We start from the raw sequence: 19,666 nt of genomic DNA on the forward strand, positions 1-19,666 counted from the left end.
ATGTCATTTGGTAATCACGCCAAGGCATGCCCGGACAGCCTCTGGCCATCTCTGATCACCATCGTGGCGGGGGTGGTCGGGCTGAAGTAGGGCGGATGTCATAGACTGGTCGTGGAGTTGTCACTTTCGATGGCGATGCTTGGCGGATGTCTTGCATTGCGCCTTGCGTCACCTCACCGATCACAAGGATGTCCAGCCATGTCGCAAGGTTCTGCCACACGCTACCCGCTGGTCTTGGTCCCGGGCACGCTCGGGTTTATCCGCCTGGTGCTTTATCCGTACTGGTACGGAATCGTGGCGGCGTTACGCCGGGGCGGGGCGACGGTAATTGCGGTGCAGGTGTCGCCGATCAATTCATCGGAGGTGCGCGGCGAGCAACTGCTGGCGCGCATTGACCAGATCCTGCGGGAAACTGGTGCCGAGAAGGTCAACCTGATCGGTCACAGCCAAGGCTCGTTGACGGCTCGCTACGCCGCCGCCAAACGCCCGGATCGGGTGGCTTCGGTCACCTCGGTGGCGGGGCCCAATCATGGCTCGGAACTGGCGGATTATCTGGAAAAACACTACCCGCCTGACAGCGCGAAGGGCCGAGTGCTGGTGTTTTTATTGCGGGTGATCGGCGCGTTGATGTGCCTGCTGGATACCGGCTATCGCGGGCCGAAACTACCGGTGGATATCCACGCTTGCCATGAATCCCTGACGACGGCGGGCGTCACGCTGTTCAACCAGCGTTATCCACAGGGCCTGCCGGACATCTGGGGCGGGCATGGGCCGGAAGTGGTCAACGGCGTGCGCTATTACTCGTGGTCCGGAACGTTACAGCCGGGCAAGACTGATCGCGGGCGCAACTTGTTTGACGGGACGAATCGCAGTTGCCGGTTATTTGCCAAGACCTTCGTGCGCGAAGCCGGGCATTGCGACGGGATGGTCGGGCGTTACAGCTCGCACTTGGGGACGGTGATTGGCGATGATTATCCGCTGGATCACTTCGACATCGTCAACCAGTCGCTGGGGTTGGTGGGGAAGGGGGCGGAGCCGATACGGTTGTTTGTCGAGCATGCAGCCCGGCTAAAAGCGGCGGGAATTTAGACCGCATTATCGTTCTTCGCGAGCAGGCTCGCTCCCACCTGGGAATGCGGTCCACTGTGGGAGCGAGCCTGCTCGCGAAGGCGTCAGATCAGGCAATACTTACCTTACGGCCTAAAACCGTGGTCCACCGCTCCGAAACAATCACCCCACCCAACGTCAACACTCCGCCCACCAGGTGATACATCGCCAACTGCTCATGCAGCACCACCGCCGCAATCAGCGCCGTAATCAACGGCAGCAAATTGAAAAACAGCGTGGTCCGGCTCGGCCCCAGACGCACCACGGCTTGCATCCAGGCCAGCGGTGCGAGCATCGACGCCAACAAGCACGCGTAAAGCACCAGCGGAATATTCTGCAGCGTCGGGCCGGTTTTCGGTGAGGCGGCAAACAGCGGAAACAGCACCACCACAGCCACCAGCACCTGCAAATAGAGCAACACCAGCGGCGGCAATCGCAGCTGCCATTTTTTCAGCAGCGTGCTGTAAATCGCATAGGCCAGGGTGGCGACCAGCATCATCGCGTCGCCCAGGTTCACCCCGTGGGTCAGCAATGCGCCCAGGCTGCCGGACGACACCACGACCAGCACCCCAGCAAACGACAGCACTGCGCCGGCCAATGCCCCAGCCGTCAGGCGCTGGCCAAGGCTGACAATCGCCATCGCCAGTGACATCAACGGCATCAGCGACAAAATGATTCCCATGTTGGTGGCCGACGTCAGCGTCGCGGCGAAGTACGCCAGGCTTTGATAGACGGCCATGCCGAGCACGCCAAGGATGAAAATCCTGCCCAGGTTCGGGCGGATCAACGGCCAGTGGGCGATCACCGGTTTGAGCATGAACGGCGTGAACAGGATCCCGGCGAGCAGCCAGCGATAGAAACCGATTTCGGCGGGGAAAATAGCGCCGACGGCCAGCTTGTTGATGACGGTGTTGCCCGCCCAAATGAAAATGGCCAGTAGGGGATAAGCGTATTGCATCAGGAGAAAACCAGAACGTTAATGAGGGGCAATTATCCGCCTGTCTGTATCAAAGCCTATACTTCGAACCGGACAAATCGCCCCGGATGACGGACAGCATGAACAGCAAACACATTGACCTGCTGGATTTCAGCGAATTGCCGGCTCCGGTGTACTTCCGTTATGCCGACTTCGACAGCCACGAATACGCCTCGGCCCACCGTCACCCTTGGGGCACCCTCGAGTATTCGGCCAGCGGTGTCTTGCACATGGAAATTGGCAGCCGTCGTTTCATGTCGCCGCCCCAGTACGCCGTGTGGGTGCCCCCGCAGCTCGAGCACAGTTTCTACAGCAACCAACCGATCAACTACCGCGCGGTGTGCCTCGCGCCTGCGCTATGTCGCGACTTGCCACAGCAGGCCTGCACCCTGGCGATCAGCGACATCCTCAAGGCTATCCTCAAGGACTTCGCCGCCCGTGACGTAAAAATCCCTGAGCACGAGACCGACATTCGCCTGGCCCAGGTGCTGGTGGATCAGTTGCAGCAAGCGCCGATGCATGACTGTTACTTGCCTTACGCCAGCAGCCCCGGCTTGCTCGGGATACTAGACGCCTTGCAGGCCGAGCCCGGGGATAACCGGCCTCTGGCGCACTGGGCCGAGCAAATCCATGTCAGTGAACGCACCTTGGCGCGGCAGTTCGGGCGTGAGTTGGGCATGAGCTTCGGCGAGTGGCGGCAGCGTTTGCGGTTTCTGGCGGCGATTGAAGCGCTGGGCAGCCAGCGCAGCATCCAGGAGATTGCCTTCGACATGGGTTACAGCACCGGCTCGGCGTTTATCGCCATGTTTCAACGCCAGGCCGGGTGCACGCCGGAGCAATATCGGCGGCAACGAGTCGTTTAATCAGTGGGTATAGGACATCTCTTACAAACTAATCAGAAATGCACTTCATTAAGTAACTAATGCTCGCTGTACGCTCCTGCCTAAGTTGTTTTTAACGTATTTAGGCAGGTCATCATCTATGCGTCATATCCAAGAACAAAGTATTCATCACGATTTTATTAAAAGTGCTATTCCAGCGTGGTTTACCCACGCTGCACCGCAAAGAATCAGCGCACTTAAAGATACCCTCTCAACTATTCCGGAGTGGGTCAAAACGGCCTCGGCCATTGAGCATGCGAGCCTGAAACGCGCCACCGAGGCGAGTTGGCGTGCACAAAACGATGTCGATCGCATGCTGCGTGAATTGCAAGACGTTTACATGTTTGCCCAACCGTTGCTGAGTCAGGCATTAAAAGATCAATACGGCGTTGAAGTCGATGTCAGGGAAACGTTTCTGAAATTGTATTCTCCGGTCAAACTGTCCCCGTGGTCACTGAACGTTACCGGTGGTGTCAGTAGTCGAACCGTCTCTTTACTGGATGCGGCATTGCATAACTTCGCCATTGGCGAGGTGCTTCTGGCCGATTCGCAATTCATTACCCGGCCCGACGAACGCAGCCAGTTCGAAATCAAAAATATCCGCACGCAAATAAGCATCGAACAGTTCAAGACGTTGTGTCGCGAACTGGATATCGGCGCGCGTTATTCGCGCTACCTTGAGGACTACTTGCGCCCCACCGATGGTCTGGCACAGGGGGTACTGCAGAGCACAATCGTCAAAAGCCAACAAACGACCCTGAATGCGGCCGCTCATTTAGCGCTGATGAAAGGCGACCTTTTGAGCGATGGGTTTCTGGTTGTTCAAGGCATGCTCAACGACGTCAAGGGGCTGAAGCTGGATGGCATTCCTGTTCGTTACTACCACCTGACGATGCTGGACACGCGCCTGAAAGGCATCGTACTGATCGCGCCTGATCTGGACGCGCCCTATAGCGGAACCCGGCGTGTCATCGCCTATGTTCCGCACGATCCTGAGCACCCGTTAAAACAATATCCATCACTGGTGGCGTTCTCCCGCGAGTTGATACGCCAGCTGCGCGGTACTGATCAGGGGGTATCGGGTCTGCGCTATCAGCAGTTCTTCAGCCGGTTTGTCGATCATCAGCAACGAGGGCATTTTTTTGCGACGCTCAACCAACGATTGGCGCAAATCGATAACCCTCGCGTTCACTTTTGCGTGACGGGGTTTGAGAGTGACACCGAGCATCGCTTCAGGGGCGATCTGTGGGTTTATCTCTATCAGCAGCAGCAAAACAAACTACTCAACGACGCACGGGCGTTGGTGATCTCCACGGCGGATGCCGACAGCGCGGAACGTTGGGCCTGGGTCGCCAATCTGCAAAAAATCCTGTCGGATATCTTCAACGTCGCCCTGTTGGTTGTAACGCCATTCGTGCCCGGACTTGGGGAAGTCATGATGGTGTACATGGTTTATCAGTTGGTCAGTGAAGTCGTCGAGGGCGTCGTCGATCTGGCGGAGGGGGTATACCTGGAAGCCGCCGAGCACTTGATCGGTTTCACCGAAAGCCTGATTCAGTTGGGGCTATTTGCCGGCGGCATGCAAATCGTTGGCGGGACGCTTATGCCCAAGCTGTCGTCCTTCATCGAAGGGACACAACCGGTTACCTTGAGCGACGGCAGTCAACGCCTGTGGGGCCAGGACCTCGAGCCTTACGTGCAAACCAACCTGGGTTTGTCCGCCGATTCGAAGCCCGATTCGGCAGGGCTGCATCAGCATGCAGGTCAACCGGTACTGCGCGTCGATACGCGTCACTTCAAACTCAAGAAAGGCCCGCAGACCAACCAGCATCGTGTCCAACATCCGGCGCGGCCGCAGGCCTATGAGCCTATGGTTAACAGCAACGGTGACGGCGCGTTCGTGATTGAAGGCGAACAACCGCATGCGTGGGACGACAACACACTAATGGCACGGCTTGGGCCGCCATTGGGGGGATTGTCTGACGCCTACGGTGATATTCGCACGGTCAGCAGAACCGACACCCACTTGATACGCCGAATGTATACCGACAATGAACGGCCCTTGCCGTCGCTCAGCGACACGGCGATCCGGTTCAAGATCGATCGCGACATTCAAACCTTTATTGAGCAGATCGGCAGCGATCATCCGCAGGACTATTTGCAAGCCGACCCTGTGCTGCAATTTCAATTGCTCGATGGCGTGTGGGCCGGTCGGGGCATGGCGCTGGTCGGTGCCGATGGCGAAGTCCTTCAGGTCATTGGTGATGCGCAGGCGCCACCCATGCGGATCGACCCGAAACAGTTGATCGACGGCGACCTGATGAAAACCTTGTTGTCGCACCTGGATAACGATGAAACCAAAGCATTGTTGAACGTTGAGTTCGGTGAGCCGGTGTCCGCTCCCGACGTGAATGCGAGGCGGATGAGAACCGGGCTGGCGCGGTTGGCACGGCGCAAGAGAACGTCGTTGTTCAGCGCTGGGTATGCCAGTGCCGAGGCCGCCAGGTATTCCGCGAGTGGCGAGGTGCGCAGGCTCCAGGCAAAAGTCCCAGGCCTGCCGGGTGCCGTCGCGCAGGAGTTGCTGTCGGTCGCCGCACCCGCGGAGTTGCAGGCGATCAAGCGTGGGCAATGGCCGCCGAGACTCGAAAACCTTGGGCGCTGGGCGCTTCAGGACGTCAGAATCTGTCGGGCCTATGAGGGGCTGTATCTGGACTCGGTGGACAACCCTGATACGCGCCGGCTGGCGCTGCACTCGCTGGAGAATCTGCCCGGATGGAATCCCGATGTACGGATTGATGTCGTGCGCTTCGACTACCGTGGCCGACGGCTGGACAGCATCGGCCGCAGCGATGCGCCGATTCGCCGCACAATTGTCGAGCGTGAAGACCTGACGTTTCAATCTCACGATGATGAAGGTAACGCGTTGCACTCTGGTGCCGACTTTTACGCTTCGATCTTGCAAGCCCTTCCGGATGCCGAGCGCATCGGCCTGAACATTCATATCGGCGAAGCGCCGACGTTGAAACTGGCCGTGCGTGAACACGCGTTGAAGCCTTATCGGCTGTTGCGGGTATTGTCCGATCTTCCGGTCCTTGAGCCCCTTACGTTTGACCCGCAGGTGATGCGCCTTCGCGGCGGTGCCCCGACTGCTGGAGATGAAGTGGCCGAATTGCTGCACCTCGAAACACTCTATCCAGAGTTGGTGGCCGGCGCGTTTCATCCTTCGGTCTCGCGATACGAAAAATTCGACTATTTACGGGGACTGAAGTTAATGCACCAGTCCTGTCCCGACGCGTACTTCGACGCACTCTGGCAAGCACTGAACAACGCCAACGCGGCTGGCGACGCACAAGCCAATGTGAGTGCGGTACACAGCATCGAAGCCTTGCCCGACCTGGAAAAGCTAATGTTGCCCGAGCAGTTCGAAGCGCTGGTCGAGCGCCTGTTTACCGCGGACGGCCTGATACCGCTGACGGAGTCCGAGCTGAATCTGGGGATCAATGCGCGCAATCTGCAGCGCACCGGTCGCCTGAATGAATACCAGTCACTGTCACGCAACGTGAGAGACAACACCGCGCCGGCCAGTGAACTGTTGGCCGATCTGCGCAATTACAGCGAGATGCTCTTCACTGACGTTGTAACGCCCGAGGAACCTGTCGGGGTGTCGCCTCAAATCATGGCCGACCTGCAATTGGCCCAGCGTGCGATCTATCGGGCCAAGGAGCTTATTCCCCTGTCCGGTAACCAATTGCCGAGTCTCTGGGAAAACGGTGGTTCGGCCATCGCGAAGATCAAAGGACTCAGGGAACTGAACCTGGAGGAGGGCGGGTTCACCGCGAAACTCTCCATCGCTGAAGCCGCGCGCAAAGCCATTGCGATCAAAGGGGGGAACTGTTCGGAAAACTCGAAGGTGACGTTTTCGATACTCGCCAGCCAACCCAGGACGTCCCGAATCCATATCGTCAGGGCCACCCGCTTTGACCATCAATATGTGGTGATCGGGGATGACTTGCTCAACCCCGATCAACTGGTCGTCGCCGATTCCTGGCCCGTGTTTCCCTCCGCGCACCTGGCCAGCAACGGCTACTTCCAGTTTGAACTGCCAGCGGTGGCGACGCTGGAGCCTGGTCCTGCCGTCGCCGCGTATTCGTTTATAAACGATGCACCGCCGGGCCAGGCGGCACTGCCTGACGTTGCCGAGGCCAATACCTACCGGCAGATAAAAATAAACAAACTTTATAAGTCCGGGGCCTATGCCCAATTCACCTCATTGAACGCATTGGGCGGCACCTACAGCGTGCCTGGCGGTACGCCGGTTTCGTTCGAACGTTTGCCCGCTTCAGTTATCAATCGGCGAATCGATGCCTATCATGGCTATCGCGAAGCCTTCAAAGCGTTTTTAGAAACAAGCGAAGACACCGAGTCAGGTTTAAGCCCCCGCGGTGGTGTAACAAGCTTTGTCTACACTCCAGAATGAGGCCGCGTCCGTCGGCGCGGCAACAAGGAGAAAACTCCATGAAGATGTTGCGTGCCCCTTTTTTGGTGATCGGTTTGTTGCTCTGCTCCCAAGGCTTCGCCGCCACGGCCCAACAGGACAAGATGACCATCTGCAATGCCGACGCTACCGCGAAAAGCCTCACGGGCGATGCGCGCAAAACATTCATGAGCAACTGCCTGAAAGCGGCGCCGGCAGCCGATGCCACCAAACCCATGACCCCTCAGCAAGAAAAGATGAAAACCTGCAACGCCACCGCCACCGCCCAGGCTTTGAAGGGCGATGCGCGTAAAAACTTCATGAGTGAATGTCTGAAGAATAAATAAAAGGGTGGGAAGCGAGCTTGCTCGCTTCGCCGCCAGAACGCTGGCAGACTGCCAATCCTTTCACGCTGTTCGTTTTGAGGCTGTATGCCAACGTTTTCTCAACGCCACGTTTTGCTGCTGATCAGTTGGGTCATCATTTTTGGTGGTTTGCTGCTGGTGATCCCACTGCGTCTGCTGCCTAGCCTGCTCGCGGGTTTGCTGGTGTTCGAACTGGTCAACATGCTCACCCCGCAATTACAACGGCTGATCGAAGGTCGGCGTGCTCGTTGGTTGGCGGTGGCGTTGCTGGGGACGTTAGTGGTGAGCGTACTGGCACTGATCTTTGCCGGTGCCATCAGCTTTCTGCTGCACGAAGCGGAAAACCCCGGCGCTTCTCTCGACAAATTCATGGGAGTCGTTGATCGCGCGCGCGGGCAACTGCCGCCGTTCATCGACGCCTACCTGCCTGCCAGCGCCGCTGAGTTTCGTGTAGCGATCGGCGAGTGGATGACCAAACACCTCGCCGACTTGCAGCTCGTCGGCAAGGACGCGGCTCACATGTTCGTGACGCTGCTGATCGGCATGGTGCTGGGAGCGATCATTGCCTTGCAGCTCGTGCCGGATGTGACCAAGCGCAAGCCACTGGCCGCTGCGTTGTTTGACCGCCTGCACCTGCTGGTCCAGGCGTTTCGTAACATCGTGTTTGCGCAGATCAAGATTTCCTTGCTCAACACCTTCTTCACCGCGATCTTCCTCGCGCTGATCCTGCCGATGTTCGGCATCAAGCTGCCGCTGACCAAAACCCTGATCGTGCTGACGTTTCTGCTCGGCTTGCTGCCGGTGATTGGCAACCTGATGTCCAACACCCTGATCACCATCGTCGGTCTGTCGCTGTCAATCTGGGTCGCGGTGGCGGCGTTGGGCTATCTGATCTTTATCCACAAGCTCGAATATTTCCTCAACGCACGAATCGTCGGCGGGCAGATCAGTGCAAAGTCGTGGGAGTTGCTGCTGGCAATGCTGGTGTTCGAGGCCGCGTTCGGCCTGCCGGGCGTGGTGGCGGGACCGATTTATTACGCGTATTTGAAGAGTGAGTTGAAGCTGCTGGGGATGGTTTGATCCGGTATTTGTAGTGCCTGACAGGGCCCCATCGCGAGCAAGCTCGCTCCCACAGTTGACCGAGATCTAATGTGGGAGCGAGCTTGCTCGCGATGGGGGCGCCACAAGTTTGGATCAGTCCATCGTGCCGTAGCGCTTCATGGCTTCAATCGCCAGCCCGCTGCCAATGCTGCCGAAGATGTTCCCTTCCACGTGCCGCGCATTCGGCAACATCGCCGAAACACTGTTGCGCAACGCCGGAATCCCGCTCGAGCCGCCGGTGAAGAACACCGTATCGACCTGATCGACTCGCACATCGGCGTCGTTCAGCATCAGGGTCACGCTGTTGCGCACGCGCTCCAGCAGGTTGTCGATGGCCGATTCGAACAGCGCACGGCTCAGTTCCACGCTCAAGCCCGGTTCAATGCGGTCCAGCGGCACATGGCGGCTGTCGGCGTGGGTCAGCTGGATCTTGGTTTCTTCTACTTCCATGGCCAGCCAGTGCCCGGCGCGCTGGTCGATCAGCTTGAACAAACGGTCAATACCACCGGTGTCTTCGATGTCGTAGCGCATGCTGCCCAGCGCCAGGGTCGACTTCTGCGAATACACCGAGTTGATCGTGTGCCAGGTCGCCAGGTTCATGTGGTGGCTGGTCGGCATGTAGGCGCCGCTCTTCATCCGGCTGCCGTAACCGAACAATGGCATCAGGCCTTGCAGGCTGAGCTGTTTATCGAAATCGGTCCCGCCGATATGCACGCCGCCGGTGGCGAGAATGTCGTCGTGACGGTTGTCATGGGTTCGGCGCTCCGGTGACAGACGTACCAGCGAAAAGTCGGACGTACCACCGCCGATGTCGACGATCAGCACCAGCTCTTCTTTTTCGATCGTCGACTCATAGTCGAACGCCGCCGCAATCGGCTCGTACTGGAACGAAACATCCTTGAAGCCAATGGCGCGGGCCACGTCCACCAAGGTGTTTTCCGCTTCCTGGTCAGCCATTTCGTCATCGTCGACGAAGAACACCGGACGACCCAGCACCACTTCCTCGAACTCCCGACCGGCGGCAGTCTCGGCGCGCTGCTTCAACTGACCGATGAACAGCCCGAGCAGGTCCTTGAACGGCATGGCCGTGCCGAGAACGCTGGTGTCGTGCTTGATCAGCTTGGAGCCCAGCAGGCTCTTGAGCGAACGCATCAGCCGGCCTTCGTAACCTTCCAGGTACTCGTGCAGTGCCAGACGGCCGTACACCGGGCGGCGTTCTTCCATGTTGAAGAACACCACCGACGGCAGGGTGATCTTGTCGTCCTCCAGCGCGATCAGCGTTTCCACGCCGGGGCGCAGCCAGCCGACGGTGGAGTTGGACGTGCCGAAGTCGATACCGCAGGCACGGGCCGGAGATGCGTTTTTCATGTCTTTCGAGTTCCGGTTAAAAAACGGCCGCGCAGTGTATGCCAGTGCGGCGAATATTCGAAGGCCGACTATCCGCTAAATCTCAGCGATTAGCGCCTTGAAAGACTATCCTTTGCCCCAAACTTGTCTGCATTGGGCTAGGTAGCCACCGGGCGGTCGCAAGAACCGTCCCCCGCTGCCGATAAACTTCTGATGCGCCGCCCGGTCACACACCTTGAGATCGGTCAACCCTGCGGCTGCCAAAGAGCGCATGCTGCCGGTAACGGCGCGATATCGATAACGGATGGTGATTCCCTCGATGGACTTCAAAGACTATTACAAGATTCTCGGTGTGGAGCCGACAGCGGACGATAAGACGATTAAGACCGCTTATCGCAAGCTGGCGCGCAAATACCACCCCGACGTCAGCAAGGAAAAGGACGCCGAGGCCAAGTTCAAGGATGCCTCGGAGGCTTATGAAGCGTTGAAAAGCGCCGACAAGCGCGCCGAATACGACGACTTGCGCAAATACGGCCAGCACGGCCAACCGTTCCAGGGGCCGCCAGGTTGGCAGGGTCGTGGTGCTGGCGGTTTTGGTGGAGGTCAGGACTCGGGCGATTTTTCGGACTTTTTCAGTTCGATCTTTGGCAATCGTGGGCCTGGTTTTGGTGGTGAACAGTCGCGTCGCAGCACCGGACGTCGAGGGCAAGACGTGGAAATGGAATTAGCGGTTTTTCTGGAAGAAACCCTCTCGACCGAATCGAAGAAGGTCACCTTCCAGGTGCCGCAGTACAACCCTGCCGGCCAGCATGTCAGCAATACCAGCAAAAGCCTGAACGTGAAAATCCCGGCGGGCGTGACCGACGGCGAGCGCATCCGCCTCAAGGGCCAAGGGGCTCCGGGCGTGGGTGGTGGGGCCAATGGCGACCTGTTCCTGATCATCCGCTTTGCGCCGCACCCCAAGTTCGACATCGAAGGCGAGAACCTGATCATTACCTTGCCGCTGGCGCCGTGGGAGCTGGCGTTGGGCACCGAAGTGGCCGTGCCGACACTGACAGGCAAAATCAACCTCAAGGTGCCGGCCGGCAGCCAGAATGGCCAGCGCATGCGCGCCAAGGGTCACGGCTTGTTGAACAAGGCTGGCGAGCGTGGCTACCTGTTCGTGCAATTGAAGGCCGTCATGCCCAAAACCTCGAGCGAAGAGGTCAAGGCGCTGTGGCAGGAACTGGCGAAAAAAGCCTCTTTCGACCCGAGAGAAAACTTCTGATCCCAGAGACGGAGTAGCCCATCATGAGCAACCCCCTGATCGTTCAACTGGACATGGCAGAATTCTGTGAGGCGACCGACCTGTCGGACGTCTACGTGATCGAAATCGTCGAGCACGGCATCCTCGAACCTCAGGGCACGGTGCCCAAGGATTGGCGGTTCAGCGATTATGAGCTGGTATTGGCCAAGCGCGCCGCCAAGTTGCGGCGCGACCTGGAGCTGGAATGGGAAGGTGTTGCGTTGGCGCTGGACCTTTTGGAAGAGGTCCAGCAACTGCGGGCGGAGAACCGGATGCTCAGGCAGCGGTTGGGGCGGTTGGTGGTGGAGTGACCGTCGTCGCAATGCTTTCAGCGCCTAATTTTGCGCTTTTCTGAGGTTTCTCTGCAGTTCAGACAAATCGACAAGTTGCTTACTGCTCTGACTTGGGTTGCCGTTATCGTCGTATCTCACAGAGTATTGACGCGTGGAGCCATCTGGTAGCGTTCTTGTCGGGGGATTGGGAGCAGGATCTGAGGGGAATCGAAAGGGTTCACTCCTCCATACTTCATGGTTGAGGATACTAACTTGCCCACCGGTGTCATTAAGGCGGGGCGTAGGGAGCATTTGTTTTAATGGAATCTGTGGAGGCGTTTCACGCGAAGGCCCGTAATCGTTAAATTGGCGGTTGCTCACAACACCCGTAGAGGTACGAGTTTCAATATCAGTTTTAGTATGTACATGAGTCCGAGTCCGACTTTGAATACGGGTTTGAGTCTGTACACGTGTCTCAGTCAGAGTCTCCCAGGTGAGTGCCTGTATGGTCTTTTGCGTATAGCCAGAAGCCAGTGGCGCGACATTGGAGATGAGGGGGCTCAAGCTAGAGGTACTGGGCGCGTGGTTCAAGGGCCTGATAGTAGATCTGAGAGTCTTCCAGAGACCCATATGCCCCGTCGGATCCGAAAAATTCACCGGCTCCCCCCCGCAATACATATACGCATTCAACCCACCCGTCCCAAACGGACTCCAACTGTCCGGACTATGAAAGCGCATCAACACCGGGTTGTAAGCGCGATAGCCGTTGCCCAGCAAATACCAGCCAATACGTGCTTCGCGCAATTCACCATTGAACCCCAATCCCGTTGCAACCTCCTGCTGCGCAGACGGCTGACCGTAGGCGGAATAGGCGATGGCGTTTGGCTTGCCCCCCGCGATTTCGGCGAGGACGGAATTTTTGTTGTCGGTCGCCAGCAGCAGTGTGCGCGACAGGTTGGAGACGGCGTGTTTATCGGCAGGCGAGCGGGGCATGACGGGATCTTCCTTGATGAGAGGATCGACGTTGATCAATGTCCCGAGTTTGACGCCGCTGCTGAGTGTTGGGAACTATCAGAACTGATAGTGAGATGTCACCCTGGCAATGCTCAAACATTGGTTGGGGCTGATGGTGGTCCTGTAGGCGCGAGCTTGCTCGCGAAGAACTTGAAAGCAACACGTTCATTCAGGACGAACGCGTTATTGTTAACGTCCTTCGCGAGCAAGCTCGCTCCTGCACAGCTGCGACGCAACACTTTGATTTCAGGTCTTGCGGGGCAGCACCACAGTAAACAGCGTGCCATCGGTTTCATTGGAGCTGACCTCGATCGTCCCGTCGTGCGCATTCACCACTTCCTTGACGATAAACAAACCCAGGCCAAGGCTGGTGGAAGGTTGGCCGAGTTCTTCGTCGGCGCTGCGCACCAGTGGGTCGAAGATCGTGCCGATAGCGTTCTCGGAAATCGGCGTTCCGTGGTTATGGACGGTGAGGCGAACCGTGTCTGGCTCGCCGGTGAGCGTGACCGTTACATCACGTTTGTTCAAACCGTGCTGCAACGCATTGCCAATCAGGTTTTGCAGCAGTTGAGCCAGCCGTCCGGCATCCCAGACACCTCGCGTATCGCCTTCTACCTTCAACGTCGGATCGCACTCCGGGTTACCCGCACAGGCTTGGGCAATCGCCGCATGTGTCGCATCCGCAAGGTCCATCGGCGCGGTTTCGATCGGCAGGCTCTTGCCCAAACGACTGCGCACCAACTCCAGTAAATCGCTGACCATCACCGCCATGTGCCGAGCACCGCGCTTGATATTGTTTGCGCAAGCCAGCGCATCGCCTTCGAGCGTTGTTTTACGCATCAGCAACTCAGTGGACATGCTCACCGCTTGCAACGGCGCGCGCAGGTCATGGCCGAGTATCGCCAGGAAGATATCCCGCGATCGATTCACCTGTTCGGCATAGGCCGCCGTGGATTCTGCGAGGGCTTCATCGATGGCTTCATTGAAGCGGATCATGTCCTGGAAGTAGGCCAGGTCCGGTGATTCCAGGCTGTTGACCCACAGGCGAATCACACAAGCACGCAGGTGACGGAACTCGCTGGTCATCTGCACCAGATCGAACCCCACGGTATGCCGAAGCTCGCCATGACTGGCCCCCGCTTCATCCAGGCTCGGGGTTTTCTCCGGGCCTTCACCCTTGGCTTTGGCAACCTGTTCGCTGGCAGTTTGCGCGCTGGTCATGTCGCGCGCGGCCGCCAACAGAATCGCCTTGGCGTGGTCGCGCAAGGCTGCTCGGTCCATGTTTTCGGCCGCGGGGGTGATGGTTCGGGCGAACTGTTCCCATTCATCGACGATACGGTCTACGTGTTGCCTGATGAATTCGGATAAGCGCATGGCCGGTTTCCTGGCGGGAGGTCCGGGGAATCTTAGCCTCTTTACAGGCGGGTAGGCACCACCGCTGACAAGGTGGAGCACGCAAGGGGTGTGTCAGGGTGGTAATTAATTATTTTTCAGGTTCTAAAGTTAGATGTTCTTCATTAGTTTTGCGGGTTTGCCAGCAGTTTTTTAATCTTTTGTTTTTGCAGGTGTTGAATAAGCTGGTAGTTCTAATCATCGCATAGGGATGCTTGCGAGAATGAACACACTTACAGAGGGGGTCGCGTCGGAAACGACTCCGGCGACGGTTGGCAAGAATGAAAATATTCACTTGGGTTATCTGGTCGATAAAGTTCCTGGCTATTTAAAAAGTGCGTCACCGGTGAAACTTTTGGCGACAGTAGAACAGGACTCCACGATTCCCGACTGGTATGGCGCCGTTTCTCATATTAATCGCCAGTACCTGACGGAACTCATCAGCGAGCGCTGGCGCTTGCAAGACACGCTGGATAAAACACTGGGCGACTTGCAAAAAGACATCAACGCTTTCTCCGAACCTTTACTGGTTCAGGCCCTGAAAGAAAAATTGAATCTGGACCTGGATGTCAAACAAACGCTGGTGCGGCTTTATATACCTGCCACGTTGGGTTTCGGTATCGATACCAATGCCAGTCGCCTCAGGCAATTCACTCTGCTGGAAGCCGCCCTGCATAACTTCGAGGAGCCTGAAACGCAGGAGGGAGCCTTTCGCGACGGCTCCGGCATCTTCACCAAAGATGCAGAAGGAGAACTTCAACGCCACGCGCTGACCGTCGAGCAGTTTGCCTCGCTGTGCCGCAGCCTGGATCTGGGCAAGCAATATCAACACCACATCAAGGAACGACTGGATCCTGCAGATGCCGCCATCAGTAAAATACTGGAACAACAATCCGTGGCCAGTGAACGAGCCGCCTTCAGCGAATCGGCACTGATTGCTTATTTGAAAAAAGATATTTCGTCCTACACCTACGGAAAGTTGCAACAGGTGCGCAACAGCGAAAAGAACATCACGATCTATAATCGTCCATTGCAATGCCATCGACTTTCACTGATGGGGTTCAAACTGACTGGCATTGTGCTTTTCAGTGCCGTGGCAACCCCCTCGCAAGTCAAGGAAATATACGACGCACTGGTGCCCGAACACCAACGAACGATGATGGAGTGGTCGCAAAACCTTGCTGTTTTACCGGGGCAGGAGTTTGATCAGTTCAAGTTGATAAAGGCTTTTTTTGCCAACGGTCCCACAGGGTTGGTCGAGGAAATATTCCGTCGAGAAGATATCCAGAAACAAAGTCGTCTGGACGGGACATTGATCGCCTACGTCCCGGATGACCCCGATCATCCGCTCAAGGAATATAACTCCTTCACCGATTTCATGAAGGAGCTGACGCGCCAGCTGCGCTCGGCGGATTATCAACATTTTTTCAGCCGGTTCGTGGCGCAGAAAGACAAGGGCCGCTTCTTTGCGAGGGTCAACGAACGATTCAAGACCTTTACCTGGCATCAGCGTGAGCCGCTGGATATGGGGCCGTGGTGGCGGGAAACAGCCGTTGAAAACCCCAACGCGGAACCGATCACCAACGTGATAGCGCAGGAACTCTGGGTTCTGCAAAGTCGCTGGCGTCGGGAAAAGGCCATGGCCGATGCACGACACATTGCCGTGCCTACCGACGATGAAGATGCCACCACCCGCTGGAAGCGCCTCACCAGCTACTTGAATATCGGCTGGAACGTATTCAATTTCGGCGCGATGCTGGTGCCCGGCCTGGGCGAGGCCATGCTGGGGATCATGGTCGGGCAAATGCTGGTCGAAACCATGGAGGGCATAGAAGACTGGAGCAAAGGGGACAAGGAAGAGGCGGCGGCCCTGCTCACCGGGGTCCTCATTAACGCGGCCCAGCTGGCGCTCATGGCGGCCGGGCATGTGCTGCCGAAAGGGGCGCCTGCGCTCATCAAGCCATCGCCTTTTGTCGATGGCCTGAAAACGGTCGAGCTCCCTGACGGCAAGACCCGTCTCTGGAACCCCGACCTGAGCCCTTACGAGTGCAAAGTCACGTTACCCAAGGGGGCGAAACCCAACGCGCGAGGCCTTCATCAGCACAATGGGCAGGACATTCTGGCGCTGGACGGCAAGCATTTCGAGGTGAAGGAAGATCCGCAGACCGGCCAGCCTCGGCTTCGTCACCCCGGCCGACCGAAGGCTTATCAACCGAAGCTGGAACACAACGGCTTTGGTGCCTGGAAAACCGAACTTGACCGCCCCGTCGAATGGGACAAGACGCTATTGATGAAGCGCTTGGGTCATGCCGTTGAAGGTTTCGACGAGACGACGCTGGAGCAGATCCGTATCACCAGCGGTGTTGAAGAAAATGTATTGCGCAGAGTGCAGGTCGAGCACGAGCCACCACCGGCATTGCTGGTCGATACGATTCAGCGTTTCAGGGCGTGGGCCGATGCCGGGAAGTTGCCTGAGCAGATTCTGGCCAACGAGGTCCCGCAAGAGCTGGTGGATTTTCTGCCACCGTTCATGACCGAACTGCCCCGATGGCCGGAGCACATGGGCATTGAGGTGTTCCACGGGCCTGAACATTGGGGGCGTTCGATAACGTACGGCAACCTGGAGCCTTCAGCGGGTCACTCGATCAAGTTGACTCGCACCGAGGTCAAGGCGGGGAAACTTCCGGAACGGGTGTTGAAGTCTTTAAGCGAAACGGAAATTCGCGAACTGCTGGGCCAAGGTATCGCCAGCGATGAGCCGACACGGATCGAGGCCTTGCAGGGCAGGCTTGCCATGCAGGCTGAAACACAACGCAAACGCCTGTTCGATGGGCTGCGCAAAGCGAGGCAGCGTTCCGACAACGCCCAGGTGCTGCGCCTTCAGGATCACTTCAAGCTGCTTCCCACCAGCGTCGCCGAGGATCTACTGGCCCATGCTGCGCCTGCGGATCTGACGAAACTGGCCGAGAAAAACACGGTCCCGCTGACGCTCAGGCAGCAGGCGAGGGCGGCCGAGCTGGAAGTGCGTTTGAACCGCGCCTTCGAGAGGCTGTTCCTTGGTGAGCTGGATGATCCTGATAGCGAAAGACTGGTGGCCAGCCTGCTGCAAATCTTGCCGGATATTGACCGGGCGTCGCTGACAACTGGCGCCCGCGAGGGTGCGGCGCTCTTGCAAATCGTTCAACGGGCACCCGAGGCGCGAGAGCAGCTGAGGCCAATCCTGGCGGAAAATCCTGTCCGTGAACCGGCCTATGATCCGGACACCATGCGTCTTCGTGGCGGTATGCAAGGCTACCCACAGCTATTGCCCGAGCGGGAAGCACTGCATCGGCGTGCCAGTTCGCTCTATCCCGCCATGCTCGAAGAGCAGATCGACGAGCTTCTGGGCGGCTTCGGCAACCAGGCCGGTCAGCGCCTGAGTCAGCTGGAAGCCGAGTTCGATGAACTGAATCGCTCATTTCGACGCTGGCTGGATTCGCCCACGACGAAGTTTCGGTTCAGCGCCGAGGGGATCGCCGAATGGAATTCCAGGAATCAGGTATACAAAGCGATCAGGCAGTGCTGGCAGCGCACCGGACCACGAGGGCGCGAGGTGGTGGATATTGTCCATCCGCAGGCCCTGGTCCTGGACGATATGCCCATGGGGCAGCACTTGCAGGGAATGCCTGAGCTGAAGGCCAACTTCGACCATGTCACGTCGTTGAGCGTGCATAACGGCGAAATGACCACCTTCCAGGGATACTTTCTAAGGGCCTTTCCAAGGCTGCGTGCCCTGGACCTTGCGGGAAACCGGCTGACAAGTTTTCCGCAGGTGATCAGTGACATGAAGTTTCTTCGTGCCCTGGAGCTGCGCGACAACCAAATTACACTGACCCCGGAGGGCCGTGCGCGGCTGAGGACAATGGTCAGGCTGGAGTCGTTGGGTTTGAGCAACAATCCACTGCGCCTGGCGCCCGACATCATCCGCATGCGCGGACTGTATTTTCTACTGCTGGAGAACACCGGAATCGATACCTGGCCCACGGGCCTGTTCACTCAGTTACGTCCCCGCAGTTTCTTCCTCAATCTGCGTTACAACCCCCTGCGGCACATTCCGGACATCGCGCCAGGTTCGTATCGTGCCGAATTGCTTGCCCGCACATTCCTGAGTCGTGAACTGTTGACGGATGAAGTGCGCAGCCAGCTCGAAACGTATATCGAGTCGCTCGGCCTGGACCCTGATCGTCCCTACCCTCCGAGGGGCAACGTCGACAGTTCGTATTGGGACGAGGGGCTATCCCTGGCGCAATGGAATGCCCTGCAGGAAACATGGGACGCCATCGAGGACGAGTTCGGTTCCGAGCCGTTTTTCAATGAAATCCGCAAGCTCACGCTGTCAGGCCATTTCAAACAAGACTCGGCCTACAGAGCGGACATGACCGCCAAACTCTGGCGCATGCTGGAGGCGATGGCCAGGGACAGCGAACTGCGGGAGAAGCTGTTCACCATGGCCATCCCCGAGACTGAATGCGTTGACGGAGGGGCGCAGCTATTCAATGCGATGGGCGTACAGGTGCTGATCAAGGAAGCCTACGAGCTGGCCAACCCGAGTCTGGTGGAGGCTGAATTGGTGCTGTTGGCCAGGGGCAAGACCCGTCTGGAAAAACTGGGTGCTATTGCTCGCGGGGTGGTCAAAGAGCGTTTAGCGAAAGGTGAGACATTCAGGCGCGTTAATGCCGAAGGCCGGGTAACGGGAACCATCGATGAAGTCGAGGTCCATCTTGCCTACATGACGGACCTGGCCAATCGGTTGGACCTGCCTTGGCAATCCCGAGACTATCAATTCAGGACCATGTCAGGCGTCACGCCAGACATGATCAAGACCGCCTATGAGGACGTCCTGAAATTCGAAGAAGGAGAGCAATTGCGCGATTCGATCAGCGAACAGGCGTTCTGGGTGTCCTACGTCGAAGGCTCCCACCGCAGCGAGTTCAAGACGTTCAGGCGTCGAACCGATGCGACCACGGATTTTTACATCGCGCTGGATAAACGGGCGACGCAAACCGATCTTTCCATCGAAGAAAAAGCCCGGCTCAGAGAGGAGGTCAGGGTCCTGGCCGTCGAACTGGGTAAGCAGGAAAGCGAATTTGCCCCGGGGCAGGTCATGACTGAAGACGCGTACACAACCGAGTTACGAGTGATCGACGATGAGAGAAAGGCACTGCTCAAGACCCTGACCCAACAGGCGATGGATCGGGCAAAACTGCAAAGGGTGGAGATTCCTTTCACCGTTGAACAGAGCAACTGATTGACCTGACAAACACCACTCCCGCACGACCAGATACCGTGCACTGTAGGAGCGAGCTTGCTCGCGATGGTCGTTAACGAAAACGCGTTTTTACCTGTTTGTACGCGGAGTTCTTTAGTCCATCGCGAGCAAGCTCGCTCCTACAATTGCCTTTCGTACCGGGCT

General features: G+C 57.7%; 12 protein-coding genes. 8 read left to right on the forward strand and 4 right to left on the reverse strand.

Features of this window, described 5'->3' with window-relative positions; translation table 11 throughout:
* The first annotated feature begins 198 nt into the window (after positions 1-198).
* The gene (locus AC1MDT_RS24660) at positions 199-1,089 is read left to right on the forward strand and encodes an alpha/beta fold hydrolase (RefSeq protein ID WP_480419359.1); all 891 of its coding nucleotides are present in this window, start codon (positions 199-201) and stop codon (positions 1,087-1,089) included.
* An 88-nt stretch (positions 1,090-1,177) separates the two neighbouring features.
* Here AC1MDT_RS24660 and AC1MDT_RS24665 read toward each other — a convergent pair whose 3' ends face one another.
* Positions 1,178-2,065, reverse strand: coding sequence for a DMT family transporter (locus AC1MDT_RS24665; RefSeq protein WP_480419360.1), 888 nt, complete (start codon positions 2,063-2,065; stop codon positions 1,178-1,180).
* Between the two features lie 98 nt (positions 2,066-2,163).
* Here AC1MDT_RS24665 and AC1MDT_RS24670 point away from each other — a divergent pair, with 98 nt between their 5' ends.
* The 4 genes from AC1MDT_RS24670 (at position 2,164) to AC1MDT_RS24685 (ending at position 8,883) form a co-directional block, all read left to right on the forward strand.
* Positions 2,164-2,946 carry an AraC family transcriptional regulator gene (locus tag AC1MDT_RS24670; protein ID WP_480419361.1) on the forward strand — a complete coding sequence of 261 codons (783 nt, stop codon included), beginning with the start codon at positions 2,164-2,166 and terminating at the stop codon, positions 2,944-2,946.
* A gap of 118 nt (positions 2,947-3,064) precedes the next feature.
* On the forward strand, positions 3,065-7,441 hold the full coding sequence (locus AC1MDT_RS24675) for a dermonecrotic toxin domain-containing protein (RefSeq protein ID WP_480419362.1): 4,377 nt from the start codon (positions 3,065-3,067) through the stop codon (positions 7,439-7,441).
* A 38-nt stretch (positions 7,442-7,479) separates the two neighbouring features.
* Positions 7,480-7,785 (forward strand): PsiF family protein, encoded by a 306-nt coding sequence (locus AC1MDT_RS24680; RefSeq protein WP_480419363.1) that lies wholly within the window; start codon positions 7,480-7,482, stop codon positions 7,783-7,785.
* 84 nt (positions 7,786-7,869) lie between these two features.
* Positions 7,870-8,883: an AI-2E family transporter gene (locus AC1MDT_RS24685; protein ID WP_480419364.1), complete on the forward strand. Its 1,014-nt coding sequence runs from the start codon at positions 7,870-7,872 to the stop codon at positions 8,881-8,883.
* Between the two features lie 114 nt (positions 8,884-8,997).
* Here AC1MDT_RS24685 and AC1MDT_RS24690 read toward each other — a convergent pair whose 3' ends face one another.
* Positions 8,998-10,272 (reverse strand): Hsp70 family protein, encoded by a 1,275-nt coding sequence (locus AC1MDT_RS24690; protein WP_480419365.1) that lies wholly within the window; start codon positions 10,270-10,272, stop codon positions 8,998-9,000.
* Positions 10,273-10,570: 298 nt separating this feature from the next.
* Here AC1MDT_RS24690 and AC1MDT_RS24695 point away from each other — a divergent pair, with 298 nt between their 5' ends.
* Both AC1MDT_RS24695 and AC1MDT_RS24700 read left to right on the forward strand, forming a co-directional pair.
* Complete coding sequence (locus AC1MDT_RS24695) at positions 10,571-11,518, forward strand: DnaJ C-terminal domain-containing protein (RefSeq protein ID WP_480419366.1); 948 nt, start codon at positions 10,571-10,573, stop codon at positions 11,516-11,518.
* A gap of 23 nt (positions 11,519-11,541) precedes the next feature.
* Positions 11,542-11,847: a chaperone modulator CbpM gene (locus tag AC1MDT_RS24700; RefSeq protein WP_480419367.1), complete on the forward strand. Its 306-nt coding sequence runs from the start codon at positions 11,542-11,544 to the stop codon at positions 11,845-11,847.
* A gap of 24 nt (positions 11,848-11,871) precedes the next feature.
* Here the strand turns inward: AC1MDT_RS24700 and AC1MDT_RS24705 are convergent, their stop codons facing one another.
* Entirely contained in the window at positions 11,872-12,840 is a 969-nt protein-coding gene (locus tag AC1MDT_RS24705) for an RHS repeat-associated core domain-containing protein (protein ID WP_480419368.1), read from the reverse strand.
* A gap of 228 nt (positions 12,841-13,068) precedes the next feature.
* Positions 13,069-14,196, reverse strand: coding sequence for a sensor histidine kinase (locus tag AC1MDT_RS24710; RefSeq protein ID WP_480419369.1), 1,128 nt, complete (start codon positions 14,194-14,196; stop codon positions 13,069-13,071).
* Positions 14,197-14,437: 241 nt separating this feature from the next.
* Here AC1MDT_RS24710 and AC1MDT_RS24715 point away from each other — a divergent pair, with 241 nt between their 5' ends.
* Positions 14,438-19,501, forward strand: a complete 5,064-nt coding sequence (locus tag AC1MDT_RS24715) for a dermonecrotic toxin domain-containing protein (RefSeq protein WP_480419370.1) — start codon at positions 14,438-14,440, stop codon at positions 19,499-19,501.
* Positions 19,502-19,666: the final 165 nt, after the last annotated feature.

The organism is Pseudomonas sp. ASL7 (assembly GCF_056680375.1).

Excerpts from the sequence above, each read along its gene's own strand:
- AC1MDT_RS24660 (WP_480419359.1), top strand. The coding sequence starts at position 199 with ATGTCGCAAGGTTCTGCCACACGCTACCCGCTGGTCTTGGTCCCGGGC.
- AC1MDT_RS24670 (WP_480419361.1), top strand. The coding sequence starts at position 2,164 with ATGAACAGCAAACACATTGACCTGCTGGATTTCAGCGAATTGCCGGCT.
- AC1MDT_RS24715 (WP_480419370.1), top strand. The coding sequence starts at position 14,438 with ATGAACACACTTACAGAGGGGGTCGCGTCGGAAACGACTCCGGCGACG.
- AC1MDT_RS24695 (WP_480419366.1), top strand. The coding sequence starts at position 10,571 with ATGGACTTCAAAGACTATTACAAGATTCTCGGTGTGGAGCCGACAGCG.
- AC1MDT_RS24675 (WP_480419362.1), top strand. The coding sequence starts at position 3,065 with ATGCGTCATATCCAAGAACAAAGTATTCATCACGATTTTATTAAAAGT.
- AC1MDT_RS24710 (WP_480419369.1), bottom strand. The coding sequence starts at position 14,196 with ATGCGCTTATCCGAATTCATCAGGCAACACGTAGACCGTATCGTCGAT.
- AC1MDT_RS24700 (WP_480419367.1), top strand. The coding sequence starts at position 11,542 with ATGAGCAACCCCCTGATCGTTCAACTGGACATGGCAGAATTCTGTGAG.
- AC1MDT_RS24665 (WP_480419360.1), bottom strand. The coding sequence starts at position 2,065 with ATGCAATACGCTTATCCCCTACTGGCCATTTTCATTTGGGCGGGCAAC.
- AC1MDT_RS24685 (WP_480419364.1), top strand. The coding sequence starts at position 7,870 with ATGCCAACGTTTTCTCAACGCCACGTTTTGCTGCTGATCAGTTGGGTC.
- AC1MDT_RS24680 (WP_480419363.1), top strand. The coding sequence starts at position 7,480 with ATGAAGATGTTGCGTGCCCCTTTTTTGGTGATCGGTTTGTTGCTCTGC.
- AC1MDT_RS24690 (WP_480419365.1), bottom strand. The coding sequence starts at position 10,272 with ATGAAAAACGCATCTCCGGCCCGTGCCTGCGGTATCGACTTCGGCACG.